This window comes from Erwinia mallotivora (assembly GCF_000590885.1).
GTDB classification, from domain to species: Bacteria; Pseudomonadota; Gammaproteobacteria; order Enterobacterales; family Enterobacteriaceae; genus Erwinia; species Erwinia mallotivora.
The window spans coordinates 36,795-57,925 of the sequence record NZ_JFHN01000065.1; the positions used below are offsets into that span (position 1 = coordinate 36,795).

General features: G+C 51.6%; 15 protein-coding genes, 1 tRNA gene and 2 pseudogenes. 9 read left to right on the forward strand and 9 right to left on the reverse strand.

The genetic code is table 11. The features are described 5' to 3' along the window. Window positions 1-74: 74 nt before the first annotated feature. Together BG55_RS17305 and trmB are read right to left on the reverse strand one after the other, a co-directional pair. Entirely contained in the window at window positions 75-401 is a 327-nt protein-coding gene (locus BG55_RS17305; protein ID WP_034940143.1) for a YggL family protein, read from the reverse strand. Further along, complete coding sequence (gene trmB / locus BG55_RS17310) at window positions 401-1,120, reverse strand: tRNA (guanosine(46)-N7)-methyltransferase TrmB (protein WP_034940146.1); 720 nt, start codon at window positions 1,118-1,120, stop codon at window positions 401-403. The genes BG55_RS17305 and trmB overlap by 1 nt, the downstream gene beginning before the upstream one ends. Before the next feature lie 150 nt (window positions 1,121-1,270). On the opposite strand from trmB, the gene mutY reads away from it, so the two are divergent. From mutY to mltC, 3 genes are read left to right on the forward strand one after another with little or no spacing between them, the layout of a single operon-like run. Next, window positions 1,271-2,362, forward strand: a complete 1,092-nt coding sequence (gene mutY / locus BG55_RS17315; RefSeq protein ID WP_034940231.1) for an A/G-specific adenine glycosylase — start codon at window positions 1,271-1,273, stop codon at window positions 2,360-2,362. Beyond that, window positions 2,362-2,634 carry an oxidative damage protection protein gene (locus BG55_RS17320; RefSeq protein WP_034940149.1) on the forward strand — a complete coding sequence of 91 codons (273 nt, stop codon included), beginning with the start codon at window positions 2,362-2,364 and terminating at the stop codon, window positions 2,632-2,634. Before mutY ends, BG55_RS17320 begins: the two co-directional genes overlap by 1 nt. Before the next feature lie 51 nt (window positions 2,635-2,685). Continuing rightward, the gene (gene mltC / locus BG55_RS17325; protein ID WP_034940152.1) at window positions 2,686-3,765 is read left to right on the forward strand and encodes a membrane-bound lytic murein transglycosylase MltC; all 1,080 of its coding nucleotides are present in this window, start codon (window positions 2,686-2,688) and stop codon (window positions 3,763-3,765) included. Window positions 3,766-3,833: 68 nt separating this feature from the next. On the opposite strand, the gene BG55_RS17330 is transcribed toward mltC, so the two are convergent. Both BG55_RS17330 and BG55_RS17335 read right to left on the reverse strand, forming a co-directional pair. Continuing rightward, on the reverse strand, window positions 3,834-4,661 hold the full coding sequence (locus BG55_RS17330; protein ID WP_152542828.1) for a phosphoenolpyruvate hydrolase family protein: 828 nt from the start codon (window positions 4,659-4,661) through the stop codon (window positions 3,834-3,836). Between the two features lie 2 nt (window positions 4,662-4,663). Next, complete coding sequence (locus BG55_RS17335) at window positions 4,664-5,884, reverse strand: Tm-1-like ATP-binding domain-containing protein (protein WP_034940156.1); 1,221 nt, start codon at window positions 5,882-5,884, stop codon at window positions 4,664-4,666. Between the two features lie 305 nt (window positions 5,885-6,189). Here BG55_RS17335 and BG55_RS17340 point away from each other — a divergent pair, with 305 nt between their 5' ends. After that, window positions 6,190-6,801, forward strand: a complete 612-nt coding sequence (locus tag BG55_RS17340; RefSeq protein ID WP_052018925.1) for a TetR/AcrR family transcriptional regulator — start codon at window positions 6,190-6,192, stop codon at window positions 6,799-6,801. 38 nt (window positions 6,802-6,839) lie between these two features. On the opposite strand, the gene BG55_RS17345 is transcribed toward BG55_RS17340, so the two are convergent. Further along, window positions 6,840-8,981 (reverse strand): ornithine decarboxylase, encoded by a 2,142-nt coding sequence (locus tag BG55_RS17345; RefSeq protein ID WP_034940161.1) that lies wholly within the window; start codon window positions 8,979-8,981, stop codon window positions 6,840-6,842. A gap of 691 nt (window positions 8,982-9,672) precedes the next feature. On the opposite strand from BG55_RS17345, the gene BG55_RS17350 reads away from it, so the two are divergent. Further along, window positions 9,673-9,748: transfer RNA gene (locus BG55_RS17350), tRNA-Phe, on the forward strand. A gap of 160 nt (window positions 9,749-9,908) precedes the next feature. After that, a pseudogene (locus tag BG55_RS17355) lies at window positions 9,909-11,166 on the forward strand (tyrosine-type recombinase/integrase). 216 nt (window positions 11,167-11,382) lie between these two features. Here the strand turns inward: BG55_RS17355 and BG55_RS17360 are convergent. The 4 genes and pseudogenes from BG55_RS17360 to BG55_RS17375 form a co-directional block, all read right to left on the reverse strand. Then, a pseudogene (locus BG55_RS17360) lies at window positions 11,383-12,262 on the reverse strand (integrase domain-containing protein). A 924-nt stretch (window positions 12,263-13,186) separates the two neighbouring features. Continuing rightward, window positions 13,187-13,402 (reverse strand): helix-turn-helix domain-containing protein, encoded by a 216-nt coding sequence (locus BG55_RS17365; RefSeq protein WP_034940164.1) that lies wholly within the window; start codon window positions 13,400-13,402, stop codon window positions 13,187-13,189. Continuing rightward, on the reverse strand, window positions 13,399-13,860 hold the full coding sequence (locus BG55_RS17370; RefSeq protein ID WP_034940167.1) for a hypothetical protein: 462 nt from the start codon (window positions 13,858-13,860) through the stop codon (window positions 13,399-13,401). Before BG55_RS17370 ends, BG55_RS17365 begins: the two co-directional genes overlap by 4 nt. 681 nt (window positions 13,861-14,541) lie before the next feature. Beyond that, complete coding sequence (locus BG55_RS17375) at window positions 14,542-16,737, reverse strand: AAA family ATPase (protein ID WP_034940169.1); 2,196 nt, start codon at window positions 16,735-16,737, stop codon at window positions 14,542-14,544. A 198-nt stretch (window positions 16,738-16,935) separates the two neighbouring features. Here BG55_RS17375 and BG55_RS17380 point away from each other — a divergent pair, with 198 nt between their 5' ends. The 3 genes from BG55_RS17380 to BG55_RS17390 all read left to right on the forward strand — a co-directional run bounded on the left by BG55_RS17380 (window position 16,936) and on the right by BG55_RS17390 (window position 21,131). Next, window positions 16,936-17,553: a DUF6088 family protein gene (locus BG55_RS17380; protein ID WP_034940173.1), complete on the forward strand. Its 618-nt coding sequence runs from the start codon at window positions 16,936-16,938 to the stop codon at window positions 17,551-17,553. After that, window positions 17,553-18,620: a nucleotidyl transferase AbiEii/AbiGii toxin family protein gene (locus tag BG55_RS17385; RefSeq protein ID WP_084276358.1), complete on the forward strand. Its 1,068-nt coding sequence runs from the start codon at window positions 17,553-17,555 to the stop codon at window positions 18,618-18,620. The genes BG55_RS17380 and BG55_RS17385 overlap by 1 nt, the downstream gene beginning before the upstream one ends. A gap of 183 nt (window positions 18,621-18,803) precedes the next feature. Continuing rightward, window positions 18,804-21,131, forward strand: a complete 2,328-nt coding sequence (locus tag BG55_RS17390; RefSeq protein ID WP_034940176.1) for a tellurite resistance TerB family protein — start codon at window positions 18,804-18,806, stop codon at window positions 21,129-21,131.

Here is a 21,131-nt window from a genome sequence, read left to right on the forward strand (position 1 = left end):
GGATTTTGAACATTGACCAGGTTCAAAATGGCACCCCGATGGGCCAGGCTCTTAAACTCCGCCGCTTTTGGTGCTCAGCCCCACCAGACGTCAAAAAGCTCAGTTACCTGAATATTGTTCAACTGACGATCGGACAACCACTTACGCACCAGCTCCCGGTGCTCTTCAGTACATTTCCCGGTCTGTTGCAGGCAAATCAGCCCTTCCCATTGCAGATAACCGCTGCCGTCAAAAGCCAGGCCATTCGGATCAATCACCTCGTTAATCAGCGCGTCAAGGGTAGTATCAATCGTCTCTTCGCTGGTTCCCTCAGGAAACGCAAAGCCGATGGAGAAACCCAGTTCCTGGAATTCAGCGATATGCATTTTTTTGCGCAAACGACGACTGCGTTGGATAGCCATTATTTAATCCTCTCAAACATCAGATCCCACACACCGTGGCCCAGACGCTGGCCACGTTGCTCAAATTTGGTCAGCGGACGCGATGCCGGTCGCGGCACATAATCCCGCGTTTCCGACTGGTTTTTGTAACCCGCAATATCATTCATTACCGACAGCATATGTTCGGCATACGCCTCCCAGTCGGTTGCCATATGAAATACCCCGCCCAGCTTCAGTTTACGCAGCACCAGCTCGGCAAACGGCAGTTGTACAATACGCCGCTTATTGTGACGCGCTTTGTGCCAGGGGTCGGGGAAAAACAGCTGCACCATGCGCAGTGAGTTATCCGGAATCATATGGTTAAGCACGTCCACCGCATCGTGGCACATCACGCGCAGATTCTCCACGCCAGCCTCATCTGCCGCACTGAGACAGGCACCGACGCCCGGTGAATGCACCTCAATGCCCAGAAAATTCTGCTGTGGATTGGCCTGCGCCATGCTTACCAGCGAGGCTCCCATCCCAAAACCTATCTCCAGCACTACCGGCGCGTCGCGACCAAAAAGGGTTGGCAGATCAACAGGCTCTGACTGATATTCCACTCCCTTCACCGGCCAGAAATGGTCCAGCGCATGTTGCTGGCCTTTGGTCAGACGGCCCTGACGACGCACAAAACTACGAATACGGCGTAACGGACGACCGTTTTCATCAAACTCCGGTGAAATGACATCATTCTTCATTTTTTTGCCTGTTGGTCAGCACTATGCGGAAAACGGGCATTATGCAAAGTTACAGCAGTTAAGCAAGCCCCGGAAACTTCCGGTTTACAGCTTAGTTGCTCTGTGCTGGAATCCCAGCCTGATTTTCAATTATCCGGGGTTTTATCTGAAATGATGCAGGCGCAGCAGTTTGCAAGCCAGGTTCTTGACTGGTATCAGCGCTTTGGTCGCAAAAGTCTGCCCTGGCAGCTGGAAAAAACACCCTATAAGGTCTGGCTCTCCGAAGTGATGCTGCAACAGACCCAGGTGGCGACGGTGATCCCCTATTTTGAACGGTTTATGGCCCGTTTCCCCACCATCAGCGATCTGGCTACTGCCCCGCTGGATGAAGTGCTGCATTTGTGGACCGGGCTTGGCTACTATGCCCGTGCCCGCAATTTACACAAAGCCGCCGTGCAGGTAGCAGAGAAACATCAGGGTATCTTTCCCGAAAACTATGACGATGTGGCGGCGCTGCCCGGCGTGGGACGTTCCACCGCCGGGGCCATCCTCTCTCTGTCACTGGGACAACATTTTCCGATCCTCGATGGCAACGTTAAACGGGTGCTGGCACGCTGTTATGCCGTGGCTGGCTGGCCCGGCAGGAAAGAGGTGGAAAAACGCCTGTGGCAGATCAGCGAGCAGGTCACCCCAGCCGCCGGTGTCAGCCAGTTTAATCAGGCGATGATGGACCTGGGGGCGATGGTTTGCACCCGTTCAAAGCCGAAGTGTGGCATTTGTCCGTTAAGCAACGGCTGCATCGCCCATGCCAACAGCAACTGGGCAGAGTATCCTGGAAAAAAACCGAAGCAGACATTGCCGGAACGCACCGGCTGGATGTTGATGATGCAGGATGGTGACAACGTCTGGCTGGAACAACGTCCCCCCGTCGGCCTGTGGGGCGGCCTGTTTTGCTTTCCACAATTCAGCAATCGGGAGGAACTGGTGCAGTGGCTTGCAACCAGGCATATCGACAGTAAAGCACTGCAACAAGAAGTGGCCTTTCGCCACACCTTCAGCCATTTTCATCTGGATATTGTCCCGATGCACTTACGGCTTGCAGGCGCAGGAGCAGCAATGGATGAAGGTGCAGGTCTCTGGTATAACTTAGCGCAGCCCCCGTCCGTCGGGCTGGCAGCCCCGGTGGAACGCCTGCTAAAACAACTACGGCAGCCGCAACAAAATGCGCTGAATCTGCCTGTGACAGAAGAAGAGGAAGAGTAATGAGCAGAACCATTTTTTGCACGTTCCTGCAACGTGATGCTGAAGGACAGGATTTCCAGTTGTATCCGGGCGAACTGGGAAAACGCATTTATAATGAAATCTCTAAAGAAGCCTGGTCGCAGTGGATGAGCAAACAAACCATGCTGATTAACGAGAAAAAACTCAGCATGATGAACCCGGAAGATCGCAAACAACTGGAACAGGAGATGGTGAAGTTTCTGTTTGAAGGTCACGAGGTTCATATTGAAGGTTACACCCCGCCAGAAGAATAATCGTCAGGCCTCCGCGTCGGGGCCCTCTCAATACAGGCGAAGCACGACACAATGAATAAAAAGCTGATTAGTTTACTGGTCATCGCACCCTTGTTGATCTCCTGTTCTGGCAATAAAAAACCCACGTTCAATGAAGACTGGGTCAAGGATACCAACGGATTTGACATTCTGATGGGGCAGTTTGCCCATAATATTGAGAATATCTGGGGCATTAATGAAGTACTGATTGCCGGTCCCAAAGATTACGTTAAATACAGCGATCAGTATTACACTCGCAGCCATATTAACTTCGACGCCGGTACTATCACCATTGAGACTATCGCCGGTACCAACCCCGTTGCCAGTCTGCGCCAGGCCATTATCACCACCCTGCTGATTGGTGACGATCCCGGTAATGTCGATCTCTATTCTGATGCCAACGACATTGAAATCGGCAAAGAACCGCTACTTTATGGCCAGGTCCTTGACAATACCGGACAACCGATTCGCTGGCAGGGACGTGCAGGCAGCTTTGCTGACTATCTGCTCCAGAACAAACTGCAACGACGCAATTCGGGCCTGCACGTTATCTGGTCGGTTACCATCCCAATGGTGCCAAACCATCTGGACAAACGTGCACACAAGTATCTGCCAATGGTGCGGGAAGCCGCCGCAAAATATGGCGTCGATCAATCGCTGATCCTCGCAATTATGCAGATTGAGTCCAGCTTTAACCCGTACGCCGTCAGCCATGCCGATGCGCTGGGTCTGATGCAGGTGGTGCAGCACACGGCCGGTGTCGATGTGTTCCGTATGAAAGGTAAATGGGGCAAGCCAAGCCGCAGTTATCTGCTCGACCCGGAAAATAATATTGATGCGGGCACGGCCTATCTTTCTCTGTTGCAGGACAGCTATCTGTCAGGAATTGTGAATCCAACCTCACGACGTTATGCGGTGATCACCGCCTACAACGGTGGGGCGGGCAGCGTACTGAGAGTCTTTTCCAGCGACAAGAATCGTGCCTTTGCCACTATCAATAATCTGTCGCCTTCAGAGGTATATCAGACGCTGACCACTAACCACCCATCCGCAGAGTCACGTCGATATCTGTATAAGGTCAGCAGTGCTCAGAAGAGCTACCACCGTTACTGAAGCCAACAAAAAAAGGCGGATCCTGCGATCCGCCTGACGATAACGAGCTTCCCTGGTGAGGGTGAGTACTAACGCTTTATATTTTTAAACTGTCTGGTGGTTTCTGTCAGTGCGATCTCGGTGGGTAAACGCTCCATCGAACTTGCACCATAAAAACCGTCGCATTGCGGGCAGTTATCGAGAATATATTGCGCGTCTTCCGGACTGGAAATCGGTCCTCCGTGACACAGCACAATCACATCCTTACGCACTGCCTTTGCCGCCTCTGCCCACTGATTAATAAGCGACACACAATCCGCTAAATTAAGCGCGGTCCCGGCTCCAATTTTGCCGCCGGTGGTCAGCCCCATATGTGGCACGATAATATCAGCGCCAGCCTGCGTCATGGCGACAGCATCGGCAGTACTGAAAACGTAAGGTGTGGTCAGCATATCTTTTGCCGCTGCCATGCGGATCATCTCCACCTCCAGCCCGTATCCCATACCGGTTTCTTCCAGATTAGCGCGGAAATTACCATCAATCAGGCCAACCGTCGGGAAGTTTTGTACGCCGGAAAATCCCATTGCCTTCAGAGAGTCGAGAAAGGTATCAAACTGACAGAAAGGATCGGTGCCATTGACTCCGGCCAGCACCGGCGTGTTTTTTACCACCGGCAGTACTTCTTTCGCCATCTCCACGACGATGTCATTAGCATTGCCATAGGCGAGCAGTCCGGCCAGTGAACCGCGTCCGGCCATACGATAACGACCGGAATTGTAGATGACGATCAAATCGATACCGCCTGCTTCCTCACATTTAGCGGACAGGCCGGTCCCGGCGCCACCTCCGATGATTGGTTCACGGCGTTCAATCATTCCTTTGAATTTATTCAGTATTTCCGTACGGGTAAAAATCACGTTCAGAACTCCTTCTCTGCAAGCTGACGAAAATGTTGCGCTGCCGCCTGAGCAAACTCAGGGGCATTGATGTGGTAAGGCAGACGGATAATTTTACGCCGTGCGCTCGGTTGTAGCTGTGCTTCCAGGGTGGCGATAAAAGCCTGATTAGCCTCTGGTGACCAGAATGGTTGTCCGGGAGCATCCAGCGCAGAGAAGCCGCCTTCGGGGATAAGAAACACGATATTTCCTTCACAACGATTCAGCTTAGCGGCAATCCACTCTGCCATCTGCACATTCTCTTCCGGCGTGGTGCGCATCAGCGTTACCTGAGGATTATGCTGATAAAACACTCTTCCGGCATATTTCTGCGGCACGCTGGCAGGATCGGCAAAATTAACCATATCGAGAGCGCCACAGGACAAAACAGCGGGGATTCTGTTTTTCTCCATCGCATCAAAACGGGTTTCATCACAGGCCAGCACACCACCAAAAAGCAAATCGCACACTTCTGTGGTGGTGAGATCCAGTAAGCCATTCAGCATCCTGCTCGCCACCAGCTTCTCCATCGCTCTGCCCCCGCTGCCGGTAGCATGAAACACCACACAATCGTAATGCCTGCTCAGTCTCTCACTGACCATCTGGATGCAGGGCGTGGTAACACCAAACATCGTCAGCCCCAGAGCCGGTTTCTCCTCAATATCGCTCTCCACTGCAAACAGCACCGCGCCGGCAATCTGATGAGCTGCATTGGCCAGTACCTGGCGAGAGATGCGGTTCAGGCCGGAAACATCGGTTACCGAATAGAGCATATTGATATCACTGGCCCCGACATAAGCCGCAACATCCCCGGAAGCCATGGTTGAAACCATGACTTTAGGCACACCGATGGGCAACGCCTGCATGGCAGGTGTAATCAGCGCGGTGCCACAGGAACCACCCAGCCCAATGACCCCAATCAGGTCCGGGCGGCGACTGAGAAAAATCTTAAATGCCAGGGCCATTGCCTCAATAGCTTTACCCCGCTCTTCAGAGAACACCGCATCGCGCCCCTGAGGGTGAAAATCAGCAATCATTTCGGGGGGGAAATCTGCCCGGGAAGGCGGGCTAACTAATTGAGTTGACAGGTCAACCGTTAAAACTTCAGCGCCTGTTCTGGCGATGCATTCGCTGAGGTAAAACAGTTCTTTTCCTTTAGTATTCGCGGTCGCAACAGCATAAATATAGCCGGTATCTGTGTTCATAGTCGTAACAACACCCTGTTATCAGACGTAATAAAGACTTGATTAAAATACAATAAAGATGCAAATAACGTCAGGGCAGTTTACAACCCTGAGTTATGAGATAACAGTATCACCTCCATCAATGATAAATCAATTGAATGGAATATGCGTCTCACAGGGATGTTAGCTATGCTAATTGATAACTGTTCTGATGGTCCGACAGTTGAGAGCAGATGCTGTCACCTGTCTGTATTAATTAATTGATTAACATTAAATTTTACCGTTGAAATGAGGTTATTGTGAAGCAAAGGGATCCCGCTGAGGCTATGCCGTTAACCGCCACACGCGCCAAAACACGTCGCTTACTGATTGGAACTGCAATGAAAATGTTCGACAGCGGCGCGTTCCCATCCATCACCGAAGTTGCCACGGAGGCTAAGCTCTCCCGTGCAACCGCCTATCGCTATTTTCCTACTCAGAGCGCACTGGTTTCTGCCATTGTGACTGAAACACTCAGTCCGATTAAAAGCTGGCGTCCTACCTGTAAGGAAGCATCAGAGCGCATCGACGAACTGCTGAGTTTCGCCTTTCCGCGAATGCTGGAGCATGAAGGAACACTGCGGGCAGCACTGCATCTTTCACTGACACAGTGGGCACAGTCACGCTCCTCAGGCCACAACGAAAAAGAACGTCTGGTAAGAGGTAACAGGAAAGCGTTACTGCAACACGTCGTTGAGCCACTGAAAAGTGAGCTGCCACCGGAAATGATGGAACGGGTGATTAAGTCGCTGTCACTGGTGTATGGCTCTGAGATTTTCCTGGTGATGAAGGATATCTGGGGATCGGATAATGAGCAGTTGCAGGACATCGGCAAATGGATAGCCAAAGCGATTGTCCGCCAGGCCAGAGAAGACTGCCGGGAAATGGCAGCCAGTTGAACAGATGCGGGGGACGCGGTTAAGGTCCCCCGGCAACACTACTTAATCATATAGCCAAACAGCCGCTTCACGCCTTCAGCATCCGCCTCCGCGTAAACCCCCTGCAATTCCGGCGAGAAACCTGGCAGCAGGTTAAGCCCCTCCTCCAGCGCGAGAAAATAGCGTTGGACGGCTCCGCCCCAGACTTCTCCCGGCACCACACAGAGCACGCCCGGAGGATAAGGCAGCGCGCCTTCGGCAGCAATCCGCCCCTGCGCTTTGGCAATTGGCACCAGTTCAACGTTGCCACGGATAAACTCCATATTGGCATCCTGCGGGTTCATCACCACTTCAGGCAGGCTCTGCTGACGGAACATCGCTTTTTGCAGATCCTTCACGCCATAGCTGACATAGAGCTGATGCATTTCCAGACAGAGACGGCGTAAGGTATAACCCGCGTAGCGTGCGGCGTTCTTACGGTAAATGGTGGGCAGTACATCGCTCAGCAACGCATCCTCCTGCAAATGTTGCTCAAACTGCGCCAGCTTCGCCACCAGATAAGCCATTTTCTCGCTGCTTTCTGCCGGGGTCAGCAGAAACAGAATCGAGTTCAGATCGCACTTTTCTGGCACCACACCATTCTCACGCAGATAGTTGGCGAGAATGGTTGCCGGTACGCCAAAATCAGCATACTGCCCGCTGGCAGCGTCAATGCCGGGCGTGGTCAGCAGCAGTTTGCAGGGATCAACCAGATACTGGTCTTGCTGGTAACCTGCAAAACCATGCCAGGCCGCATCCGGCTCAAAGCTAAAGTAACGCGGATCGGTAGCGATCACTTCGGTCGGCGTCTCCAGCCAACTTTTGCCATCAACCTGGTCGGGAATAAACGGCTTGATCATCGAGCACTTTTCGAGGATCGCCTTACGTGTGGCAATGCCTAAGGTGACACATTCGTGCCATAAACGGCGTCCGGCCTCGCCCTGATGCATCCGGGCATTGACGTCCAGCGCCGCGAACAGCGGATAAAACGGGCTGGTTGACGCATGTAGCATAAAGGCATTATTCAGGCGTTTATGGCTACAAAAACGCTGCTGCCCCCGGATATGGTTATCTTTTTTGTGGATCTGCGAGGTCTGGGAAAAACCCGCCTGCTGCTTATGTACCGACTGGGTAACAAAAATACCGGGATCGTTTTCATTCAGCTCCAGCAGTAGAGGAGAGCAGGCCTGCATCACCGGAATAAACTGCTCATACCCCACCCACGCGGAGTCAAACAGAATGTAGTCACACAGATGGCCGATGCTGTCCAGCACCTTACGGGCGTTATAAACCGTGCCGTCATAGGTTCCCAGTTGGATAACCGCCAGCCGGAATGGGCGCGCATCTGCGGCACGTTCCGGTGCCGCCTTTTTGATCAGCTGGCGCACATACTCTTCATCAAAACAGTGCGCATCAATGCCGCCAATAAAGCCAAACGGATTACGTGCTGTTTCCAGATAAACCGGCGTTGCGCCAGCCTGAATCAGCGCGCCGTGATGGTTAGACTTATGATTGTTACGGTCAAACAGCACCAGATCGCCACGCGTCAGCAACGCGTTGGTCACCACCTTATTGGCACTGGAGGTGCCGTTCAGCACAAAATAGGTTTTGTCAGCATTAAACACCTTTGCCGCAAATTTCTGCGCGTGCTTGGCTGAACCTTCGTGAATGAGCAAATCACCCAGTTTGACATCGGCATTACACATATCGGCGCGGAAAATATTCTCACCGAAGAAATCATAAAACTGACGTCCGGCCGGATGTTTTTTAAAGAAAGCCCCGCCCTGATGCCCTGGACAGGCAAAGGTACTGTTATCCATCGCCACATATTTGGTCAGCGTATTAAAGAACGGTGGCAACAGGCCCGCCTGATAAGCGGAAGCTGCCGCTTCAAGACGGATGGCATCATCTGCTGCGCCGGTCAGCAGCCCGGTCACCTCAGGCAGATCTTTCGCCTGGTTCGGTGAATCAACGGAGATAAACACCGGCAGATTAAAACCGGTATGTCGCAGCAGCGACAGCATTCCGCTGCGCGAATCCGCCACGGAGACGCCCACCGCCGCCACATCAGTAAAATCAGTTTTTTCCAGCGTAACGACCTCACGGCCAGTCTGGAGGTGGAAAGCCACGGTGGTGCTGGCTGCAATTTTTAAAGGTGTCATAACACAAATCCTCAGGCGTCAAGGATGAGTGGGTGCCAGAGGCACAGCAATAGGCAAAGGCATTGACCCTCGCCCGGCGAAAGGTGTCAGGGTGGCTCAGGGTTTGTAAGGTTCAGCCCGCACCAATAGACATCAGTAAAATCAGATTACCCTGCTTTTACTCATAGCCATAAGTCAGGCCAGTGAACGGCTCACCGCATGGTGAGAGATTTTTTCAACAAAAGGCCACAATTGCATCGGCAACTTTGCAACCTGATGTGACGGTGATGGCGGCTGTGTGACAGCAGTGTGACTTGCATGGCAGCAACCCCGGATTGCAGTAAAGACGGCGGGCGTCAGAAAGTGCGCAATAATGGCACTTTTCCGGGGCAGGTTCAAGACGGACAGGAAATCAGCCGGGTTGAAAGCTGAATGATAATCAGTTGATTTATATGACGATAAAAGTGCCTTTCAGCTGATTATGATTATCTTTTCGCGGAAAGATACAAATCGGTAGCAATTTGACGCCAGTAAACCCGATAAGCGGGTGAAATAACCACCAGCGCCGATAACGAACCCGTTTGAAAATGAGAGGAAGGTGTAACTGGATTGCCTGTTTTAGCACCTGTTGATGGAAAAGAATGCAATCGCACCTGTTTTTGCAATAAAGCCGTTGACGCCTTTCAGACACCAGGGTTTAATGCGCTCCGTTGCCCGGATAGCTCAGTCGGTAGAGCAGGGGATTGAAAATCCCCGTGTCCTTGGTTCGATTCCGAGTCCGGGCACCACTATTTAGTTTCATGATGTCCCTGTAGGTCATGAAACGTTAGAAATCAGCAAGTTAAAAACCTGATGGTACTGAAAATTTCCATCAGGTTTTTTGACACCCAGAGTTTTTGGGGGCTTAATTGGGCGCCTGTTGGTTCGATAAACTCTGGAGCCCCCGCTATTCCACTCACCGATACCGCCATCCACAACGCAAAACCGCTCGATAAACCTTACAAACTCAGCGACGCGCAGGGTTTGTACCTGCTGATTAAACCCAATGGCTCTAAGCTCCGGCAACTCAAGTACCGCTTTGGCGGCAGGGAGAAGAAGCTGGCGTTTGGCGCTTACCCGACCGTTACGTTGGCGAATGCGCGTAAGCGACGTGAAGAAGCCCGCTCGGTACTCAGCGCGGGTGATGAGCCGGGGGTGAAAAAGCAGCAGGAGAAACAGGCGAAGAAAAGTGGCAATACCTGCCCGTAAGTGGCTGGCAGGAAATATCCGCTGGACGGAGCATCACGCGGCGAAGATCCTGCGCTAACTGGAACTACACGTATTTCCGCTGATTGGCAAAATCCCCGTTGCCAACCTGAAAACCGCCGATCTGCTTATCCCGCTGCGTGTGGCGGAAAGAAAAGGCAATCTGGAGACTGCTGCACGCATTCAGCAGCGCACCACGGCGATCATGCGCTATGCAGTGCAGGAGGGACTTATTGCCAGCAACCCTGCCAACAATCTGGCCGGAGCCATTGCGCCGCCGCCAAAAAACCACGACCCAGCCCTGCCGCTGGAGAAGCTGCCGGAGTTGCTGGAGCATCTGGAGGGCTATTCCGGCAGGCTGTTAACCCGTCTGGCGGTACAGCTTAACCTGCTGATCTTTATCCGCTCCAGCGAGCTGCGCTTTGCCCGCTGGACGGAGATCGATCTGGATGGCGCAATGTGGACTATCCCCGCCCAGCGTAAGCCGATCCCCGGCGTGCGTTATTCAGAGTGTGGCGCAAAGATGAAAACGCCGCATCTGGTGCCGCTGTCAAAACAGGCAGTCACGGTGCTAAAACAGTTGAAGCTGCTGTCCGGCAACGTTGAATTGCTGTTTCCCGGTGACCACGATCCGCGTAAGCCGATGAGTGAGAACACCATCAACAAGGCGCTACGGGTGATGGGCTATGACACAAAAGTGGATATCTGCGGCCACGGCTTTCGCACCATGGCCTGTAGCGCGCTGATTGAGTCCGGGCGTTGGTCAAAAGATGCCGTGGAACGGCAGATGAGCCATCAGGAGCGTAACAACGTGCGTGCCGCGTATATCCACAAGGCGGAATACCTCGACGAGCGCACGCAGATGATGCAGTGGTGGTCGGACTATCTCGACGCCTGTCGGCAGAAATTTATCCCGCCGTATCGGTATGACAGGCAGGTTCAGGCCGTCTGCGCCAGTTAACGAGTAACGCCGGAAAGCAGATCTCAGCGGATCTGCTTTTTTATTTGAGCCAGCACCAAAATCCATTTCGCTGCGCCAGCTCCCCTCTGGTTAAACGTCGATCTGCACCAGTTACAGCCTTTTCAGCCCTTTGGCCTTTTCCGGGCTGGCGCTGTTACCCTTAGCGCCCCTTACCCTTCAGCCTTTTGCTTTTCATGATTGCACCAGAACAGGAAATTATTCCTCCTCCCGTCGCCCGTAAACCTGCTTCAACCAGCGCCCACGCCCGTCACCGTGGCCTAAATCCATCGCGGTCAGCGCCAGCGCTTCCTTATCGCTGAATCCCTATGCCAGATAGCGGCGGATATCGTCCTGCGCCCAGGCGTAACGCAGTGAATGCGGGGTGTAAGCCCCCGTCAGACCGGCCTTTGCAATCTCCCCCGCCAGTAGTTCATCGCTTTCTGGAGGTTAGGTTGATCGATCAGTCTACCGTCACGTTGCTCTGCGACAGATAAGGCATTATCCAGCGCTTTTTTAACTGCGCCAGCATCTTGTATTTCGGTCTCGCGCGAGCGCTTACCTTTGGTGCCGAACACCACTTTCAGCCGGGTTTCGCCGCGCTCCAGCGCCTGCTTCCATGTTTTCAGTGACTGACAGCACTGCACCGCCTCCTGAGAGCCCAGCCCCATCAGCCTTGCCAGTTCCAGCGTTGCCGCCAGCCCGGCGTCTTTCTCGCGGGCGGCTTGCAGCACCTGCTGGAAGTATTCCGGCGTGATGGCCCGGTTGGTGCCGTTACGGGATGCGCCAGCGAGCCCTAACGATTTATTAGTCAGCCGTCCATGTTCCGCCACCTGCTTACGCCCGGCCTGTTGCAGCACACCGCGCAGCGCGGCCATTTCATTTTGCAGCGTCCGTTACCGATCTCCTGCGCCAGCCGCGCCTGAATATAGCATTCGATATGGCGAACCTTGATCTGCTCCACCCGCTGGATCTGGATATTCAGCGCGCGTAAATGCCGGCTGAACCGCTGCGCAATATGAATGCGGTCATCCACCGTTTTAAAACTGCCGCCCTCTTTCTTCGCCAGCGCCTTCATTTCACCGCTTAATTTGCCCATAGCTCCCCCTTGCAGCTTGATAAAAAGCACAATCTGGCCCCGGCGTATGCTTTGTGGCTGCGCCAGAACGATACCTTCACGCCGGGGTAACAGGCTGTTGAGGTATAGGGAGTTTCAGACTGTACGCGGTACAGGCTGCCTGCGTGAGCAGGAAATTCTCCGGGGCGTTATGCCCCCCTCGGTATCGATCTTTTTCTCCTTTTCTGAACCGACAGCAGCCTGAAAGCAGCGTGTCAGTGTGGGGGATTGAGGGCGCAGGCCAGACTTTCCGTGGCTTGCGTCGGCGTGGTGGAACGGCGTCACTTGCGCCCGTAATACGGCACTCAAGTGACGCCCGGTAAGGTGTCGTGCCCTGAAAGAGCACATTCTGGTGCAGGTTTACGGTCACGTGGCAGCAAAGCCTTGCGGCAATGCAGGCCTCAGCCCGTAACGTAAAAGGCGCTGATGTGGCAGCAGGTGCAGGATTTACCGGAAAGTTTCCGGCGCGGTGCAGCATTGACCAAAGACCTGGCGCAGGTAAAAGGCGCTGAAATTCAGCAGGTGTAAGCGAGCCGTTAAATCGGGTGATTTCCGGTTGGGTGGAATGACAGCCGATGAACTGGCGCAGTGAAGGAATGTATCTGAGCCTCCGCCGCGATGTTCTGTGACCCGGTGTTTACAGAGGTCTGCACCGGTAAAGGGATCAACCGTCCTGACGGAACTGCTTCTTTCAGGTTGCGAAGCAAAGGGCGCTGTCGACGACAGCATAGAGCAGGGGGAAGATTACACCCGGTTTTCGCGGATGAAAAGGGGAAACCTTTTTTCCGGAAATTGAGTTGTTTGTGGATTTTTTCGCGATTTTATGAATGGCAGTCTGCCGCGCTTCGCTTGTCTTCTCCCGATCTTCCGCCAGCATAAGCTGACAGAAGATCGGGAGAGTCTGTTTTAACGTGGTCTGAGATAACGGGAAGGCCAGATTTGCTCTGGCGCAATACCCAACGCTTCGGCGATCAGCCTCTCACCTTTGGGCCAGTGCCTGATCAGCGCATTTGCCAGCGTGGAGGATGCCAGCCCTGAGCTGCGGGAAACCGCAGACAGCGACGTTCCGCGCTTTTTCAGCGCTGCAATTATGTCGGCAGAATGCCAGTCCGGTTGCATCATGCCGCCACCCCGTCAATAAACTTCACACCGTCGGCGGTGCGTAGCCAACGCGGGGCTTTCATTTCCGCCGCAAAGTAGTTGATCAGGTCATACAGCAGCCAGCTAAGGAATTTCTCCGTTTCTGAGGAAAACCCCTGCCCCGCCAGCGTCTGCGTCAGGGCAAGGCAATAACTACAAAGCTCGGTGCATTCGGGCCCAAATTGAGGGGAGTTTGTCGGAAGAGTATCAACGGTCAGGCTTTCAACAAGATGGGGCGGGACGGGGTCTAACAGCGTGGGCTTGAGCAGCGTCAAAGCGGCGTTGATCCTGCCGAAAAGCGCCATTTTTAACGCTAGATCTTTACTTTCAATCAGGGTTTCGGCGAAGTTTTCGCAGTGGCTGGCAAGGATAGTGAAGTCCGTGGCGGCATTGAAGGGAACTGCAAGTAACGGGTGTGTCTGGATTGGGGTAGTAGCCATGATGGCAGCCTCCAGTAAGTGATTGTTTGTTTGAACCACCACCGAAGAGACCAATCTTACGGGTGGTGGAACCGGACGGAGTTGGTCTTACCGGCCTTACTGGACACCGGCGCGTCTTGCGACGCCTCCGCCCGGCCCACCATTGAGATGCAACCGGATGAACGACATAAAAAAGACGCAAAGCGCGTCATATGTCGCCAGTAAGGAATATCTTCAGGAGACCAATCCCGGCACCTGAATTTGCAGGTGCTAAGAAAAGATCCCGCGTTTGGTTTTGCCAGACAAGGAATTTTCGGGGGGCCCATTACACTTATCTGAACAATAATGCCGGCAGAAAAACAGTGACTGAATTTGCCTCAATACAAAAACACGACCATCTCAATTAATTGTTATTCAAAGCAAAGATTGAATCATCAGATGAAATCGCCTACGATAGCGGAAGCCATCCCCCCGGGATCCTTAGCCTCTACACGATAGTCACGCTCGTACGAGGTGTGCGGGGCTCGCCGACAGCTTGTCGGCGTCGAAAGAAAGGAGCCCGGTATGAAACAGAAAACTGTGCTGGTTCACCAGTATCTGCGTTTCCGTTTTGGTCGCTGGGAGCACGTGTGTCAGCACATGCGCTCTTTGCCGAACTGCTAACGGTTAATCCCGGGGGGGATGGTCCTCTTCTATTGTTAATTAGGCCGCTTGTGTCGTCTTTTCCATCATTGATGTGTAATGTTCTTCATCTTTCGCTGCCTCGAATACTTTCTTAAACCAGGCAAGATAACGTTCAACCGAAGCCCCCTCATGAAGAGAGATATTGCGGGCATCCTGGTGAGAATGTCGATTCAGGTAACGAGCAAATATACGGAAACCAGGTTCACCCTCAGGTCCGCTAGCCAGTGTTTCAAGCGCCCGGTGAAGCGTTTCACTTTTCCCCGAAAAACCAAAGTAGTACTCAAGTATTTGCCGCATCGTATTTGGGATCACCACACTGGCAATGTCATCTTTTTGGGCGTGGCGTAAGACATACCAGAGAGCCTGATAGTCGTTCAGTAATTCTTTTTCGGAAACAAGAGAAGCAGAACTATGTAAGGATTTGGATACCCGATAAAGCGTCCATTCTGGTGGACAAGAACCCGCTGCTCTTTTCTTCCGTTCCGCAGAAAGCAGTAACTCCTGAAAGAAAAACAGGCTGTGCGTCAGAATAATCACTTTCTCAGCAATTCTGGCACGTATAACCTGATGCTGGATCAACGATGCTATTTCAAAAACATAGTTTTGCGACAGGCTGGATATAGGATCATCAATAACAATTAAACGTTTTCGTTGGTCATTGTCATCACGACTTTTCCTCCCTGTGCAAGTCTCCAGAAAATAGAGAAAAGCAATCAGCGTTTTTTCACCTTCACTCAGACTACCAAAAACAGGCGTATCGCTGTTTTCACCTTCCCGTACCAGACGATAATCATCCCGATCGTCATAGGGAGCAATGCGGAATCCAGTGATCCCAAGGCTATCCAAACTGTGATTAATACGTTCAATCGTTTCCTGCGTATTGACGATCAGGCTGGATTTATCGCGAATGGTTGCGTTCAAAGTATCAAGCTGGGCCGTAATTTCATCCCGAGACACCGTTAATTTTGCTAATTTTTCAGCAAGTTCTGCTAGTTGTTCATCATGGTTAATTATCATATCGGTAGCCAGCTTTCGGATATGACCAAGTAACCTCTGTTTCAGTCTTACCCGCTCAGTCTGATAATTTTCAGCCTTTCGGTTATGTTCGCTTATTACTGCATTAATACTGGCGATCTGCACAGAGACATTGCCAGCCAGAGCAGAAAGATCCTTAACAGCAATCGACGTAGAGGGTGATGTTAATTTCTCATCGATATGCAATTTATTTCTTTGATAGGCCTGCTCCAGTTCAAGCAAACAGAGATAAACAGGATGTTCCTGATCAACTAACGGACACGCTTTTATTAACTGCCGCATATGTTCGGGTTTATCGTGCCAGAGTTGATATCGTGCCTGAAGTTCCCGCAACTGGCCCATCGCGGCTTCCCATGAGGTATCAAAAAGGGCAGTGATTTCCTGTTGAAGTTGCCAGGCATCTATCGGCGTTTGACAAAATGGGCAAATGTCATCGCTCAGCCACTGCTGTCCATTCCTCACCCAGTCAATGTTGCCCAATTGGTTAATTGCGGCAGCAAGACGGCTATCACCTGCTGGAATAAGAGGTTGCATCAATAGCGCAATATCATTGTCATTCAAAGGGGATGCTGGCAATGCTTCGAGCAAAGCGTGAGGGTTGCCTTTACTGGCCTCAAGTCGGTGTAGTTCTTCGGTTAATTCCTGCGTCGAAGTATCTTCAACTTCAGTGTGTTCAAGGATGGTCTGAAAAAGTTTGTCGGTCTGTTTAGTTCCAGACATCAAATCCCATAAATCTGTTTTTCTGATTTCTGCGGTAGAACTATAAATCTGTTTTGCGGAGCCATTTTTAATACTTTCTTCCATGCCCTCAACGTCGCGTTTTTGCACGTCCAAAGCATCACGCCGGGCAAACAAAACTTTACTCTCCGCTTCCAGAGCATCTATTTCAGTTTTAATTTCTGCATTTTCACTATTTAAAGTGAAAATGCCCGGCTGAGAAGGTTGGCTGAAAATATCGTCTACATACTCCTGATTAAACACTAAGTAGTTCATATCCAGTGGAGGCCGCAGGCTGCACTGGCTGTAATCTGGACGACCATGCTTATAAAAGTAACCAGAAACGGTTGATTTTCCTGAGCCGTTTTGTCCATAGATAAGAGTGACATACTTACTCAAGTCGAACTCCACTGGCCTTTCGCCCTGATAACTGCGAACGCCGTGGATGGAGAGAATGCTCATGCTATATCCTTATCACCGCCTGCTGTATGTGGGTATTTTATCGTCGGAATTCCCTACAGCAAGCTACCTCACTGATATCTGCCATTTTAAACATTGTCATATAATAAATGTTACTGACATTTTTTAGGTTAGACTCCTTGCTACACAAGGGATATAATGAAAGTACATATCAATGAAAACGTCAGTACAGGAGAATCAATGTCTGTTGCCGCTCTGGCCCGCCAGCGGGTTCACCGCATGAAGCGGGGCATCCCCTTTTCCATCAGCGGATTTTACTCGCTGGGAAGTCGTGCGTCAGTACAACAGGCAATGAGTCGTCTGGTCAAAGAAGGCCTGCTGGTCCGGGTTGAACGCGGTTTTTACTCCCGGCCAAAACCATTGAAAAATCTTCCATCCGTAAACGTTGTCGCCAGCGCCAATGCCGTAGCCGCAGCATGGGCAAAAGAGCGCGGTTACAAAATCACTCTTCAGGGACTGGAAGCCGCTTACCGGTTAGGGCTACAAACGCAGGCGCCGGTTAAACGCATCTACTGGTCAAACGGCCCTACGCGAGAGTTCCGTGTCGGTAATGAGTTGGTACGGATCCAGCATAAATCAGCAAGCCGATTACGTTGGCTGAACCGGCCTGAAGGAGAGCTAATGCGCGGTTTGCTGAGTCTGGAGCAGGAATATACCCCGCCGGAAACGCTGAAGAATGCTTTTCATCGGCTGAGCATCCCGCCCGCTAAAGCCCGACAGATTGCCGGAAAGTTAATGAATGAGCCTGCGCTTCACGCATGGCGCTCACAGCTGATAACGTTGCAAAAGGCGCTCTGATGGACATTTTTGATTACTACCGGAGCGCATCGCAACGCCGTGAGCTTCAGGAAATCCTCTCTTACGCGGCGGAACAGCATCCCTCCGGGCTGGGAGCCAGCTTTCTGGAAAAGGATCTCTGGGTAACGGAGATCCTTCGGCTGCTTTTTAATGAGGATCTGCTGGGAGATTTATCTGTCGCGTTTAAAGGTGGAACAGCGTTAAGCAAATGCTGGAACGTGATTGAGCGTTTTTCTGAAGATATCGATCTTTCTGTTCACTGGGCCGATCTGGCAGGTCACTCAGAAGAGGAAGAACAGCAGGCGTGGGAGCAAAGCACGCTAAATAACAGCCAGAATCGCCGGTTCAGAGAGCAGCAGCAAGAGCGCTTAACAGAATGGACAAACGCGCTGGCAGAACGGTTAAACCAACGCTTTCAGGCTTATGAAATTCCGTGCCTTGAAGCAAAAATGGAACCCGACAGCGGTGGCGAAAAAGTCGATATCTATTTCCCACGGATGAAAGAAGACAGTATGGCCTATCAGCGCGATCATATTCTGTTAGAATTTGGCGGACGAAATCGTGGCAAGCCAACCGTTCTGATGCCTGTTGTGAGCTATCTGTCCGGGATTGCTGGAATGGATGCACTTCTGTTACCCGCCGCGACCGTAAACGCTTATGACACCGGTTATATTCTTTGGGAAAAGCTGACGGCGCTGCACCAGTTCTGCACGCAAACCAAAGCGCCAAATCCGGCCCGACTGGCACGCCACTGGTATGATGTGGATTGTCTGCTGCGTAATCATTTTGCCAGCCCCTATGAAACGCTGGAAGCCATGCGGAATGTGGTTGAGATGAAGCAACGCCGCTGGTCTGTGCCGGGCGTGGATTTTACTCAGGTGATTGTCGGAAACTTGCAATTGTTGCCTGATGATGCTGAACGATTCGCCGCGATCGCGGGGGATCATCAAACGGCGGTGGAAGGGGGAATGTTCTTTCGTGATCCTGACAGATTTGCTGACATTGCCGATCGTCTTCGTCATGCACAAGATGAAATCAATCGTTTTATGTGTGATTCACAGGTATAACCTGGCCCTGCCAATTGCTCCCTCAACCATATGGCATAATCCTTTTGAATAACAGGGTTTTTATGCTTGTACTCCAGCCCATTCGCGGTATCATTTTACGATCTCTCTTCCAGTTTTATGCTTACCGCCTTTGCCGCTCGTAGAACAATGCCGGGAAGCATTATCAGCGATTAAGGGCACGGAATGGGCTTCTGGATATTCGTTATTGCACTGGCTGTTATCTGGCTTCTGTTTTCCAAAAAGAAAAAGTCGCCGCCCCCCAAAGTAAACAGCAAAATCATCACCAAAATAAATCATTCATCTCAACACAAATATCCCAATAAGCCAGCCAACAGCGTGACAAATATGCATTCTCAGGCATCCGATGATGACGAACTGGCAACCTTTAGCTTTGTTAATGGACAGGCGGTCGAATACAGCACCAGCCGCCAGCCATTGCGAGAAAGCGCCGCCCGGCGCAATACTACGCCAGCACGATGGGTCAAACCGGGAGAAAGCATCACCATTCAAAACGTCGTCATTAATCACGGTCATTTTTATTTCGGCGGACGATTAAAAACACATTCATCAGGGGAATATGGCTATCTTTATAACGATGGTTCCGACGCTTCGCTGGTTAACGACGCTTTCCCCATCGAGCCTGGTTCACGGCATTATTATGATGAATCGCTGGGATACTGGCCCAGCTTTGCCACACTCTCCCCTCGCTGCCGTGGCGCCTATCTTGACTGGCTGGCAAGCGATCGTAGCGATGCAAGCTGCCCTGTTGGTTATGTTTTTATCTATTTTTACGGTCTTGAACGCCGCGTACTGGCGGATGGCACACAAGAAGCCATTTCTGACGATGAATTCAAAGCATTATTCGAAGAGATATCGCGCCTGAGAACCGTATTTCAGGCAAGCGGTTCCTTCCGTCATTATGCAACACAGTTGCTGGAAATGATGATCATTCTCAGACCGAAGTTACTTTCTATACATATCGAAAACGAATATTTCTCATCGAGGAGTTCATTACTGTTCAGACTGAATCTGGCGACGGTGGTTGATAAAGGACAACCTGTTTATGCCGATCTGGCACTGGCATGGATACACTATTTTCCTGATTACACCCTGCGCACGCCTGCCCGTCGATGTCATTCTGAATTTTCCGCGTTATTCAAACAGCGTTATACCCAAAAATATGGTGACGGTATTGTCGTCAAACCCAATAAAACACGGTTGTATTTAAGCTATACCCCCGCCAGTGGTACGCTTCGGGAACTTCAGGTAAAAAAACAGATGGATCTTCCCGATCCCAGCGTTTTAAAAGCCCCAGTTCAGAAATTAATTCCTGTTGCAGAACCCTGTATCAATGCGCTGGATGCCTACAGTCGCTATCTCGGTAAAAAAGATGCCTCAGCAAGCGATGTCGCCGCCATCATGCTGCTTCCCGATGAAATACTGACCGAAGATGCAGAACGTTTGTTTGCTGAATTTAAACACTGGGCAGATGAGAAAATCAGTAAACATTCAGGACTGACGACAGTGGCTGATTTCTGGGCCAGACTGGGTATGCCTGTACCGGATAAGGTCAATAAGAAAGAAGCCGAGCTGATGCAAAATTTCGCCCGGCGAGCAGGCTACGGCATTGCGCCGGATATGCGCTACCACCTTGTCCGGCCAGAACCAGAAGGACACGTTGTTTTATTTCCCGAAGGACATGCGGAATTCTACGTACCGTCAGCGGAATTTACGTCAGTCTCCGTGGCGCTTCGGCTGGGTGCCATGATTGCACAAATGGACAAGCGCGTGGATGTTGCTGAACGGGCTGCGCTGGAGAGAACGATTAATCATAACGACGCGCTGTCGCCAACAGAAAAACGTTCGCTGCACGCCTACCTCACCTGGCGGCTCAATACGCCTGCAAATCAAGCCGGTCTGAAAGGTAAAATTGAGCAACTCAGCGATAAAGATAAATCCACTATTGGCAACGTTATTATCAACGTCGCCTGCGCGGATGGAAAAATCGATCCGGCTGAAATTAAGCAACTGGAAAAAATCTACGTCAGCCTTGGTCTGGACAGCAGTACCGTCACCAGCGATATCCACCGTCTGTCAACCGCAGAAACAACGCCGACAGCTACGTTGCAAACCCCATCAGCGACGAGCGGCGCGTTTTCTCTTGATGAACGGATCCTTGCCCGTCATGAGTCTGATACCACGGACGTACGCCAGTTACTGAACACCATCTTCACGGAAGATGAACCCGCAGACGAATCCCCAGCGGAAATCCTGCCACACGCCGGTGCAGGTCTTGATGAGGCACATCACCAGCTTTACCAACGTTTGCTGGAAAAAGAGCGTTGGGCGCGAAACGAAGTCGCTGAGTTATGCCAGCAGTTTAATTTGATGCTAAGCGGCGCGATTGAAGCCATTAATGACTGGTCTTTCGAACAGGTTGACGCACCAGTGCTTGATGATGACGATGATATTTACGTTGACCTGGAAATTGCACAAGAACTCAAAGGATAA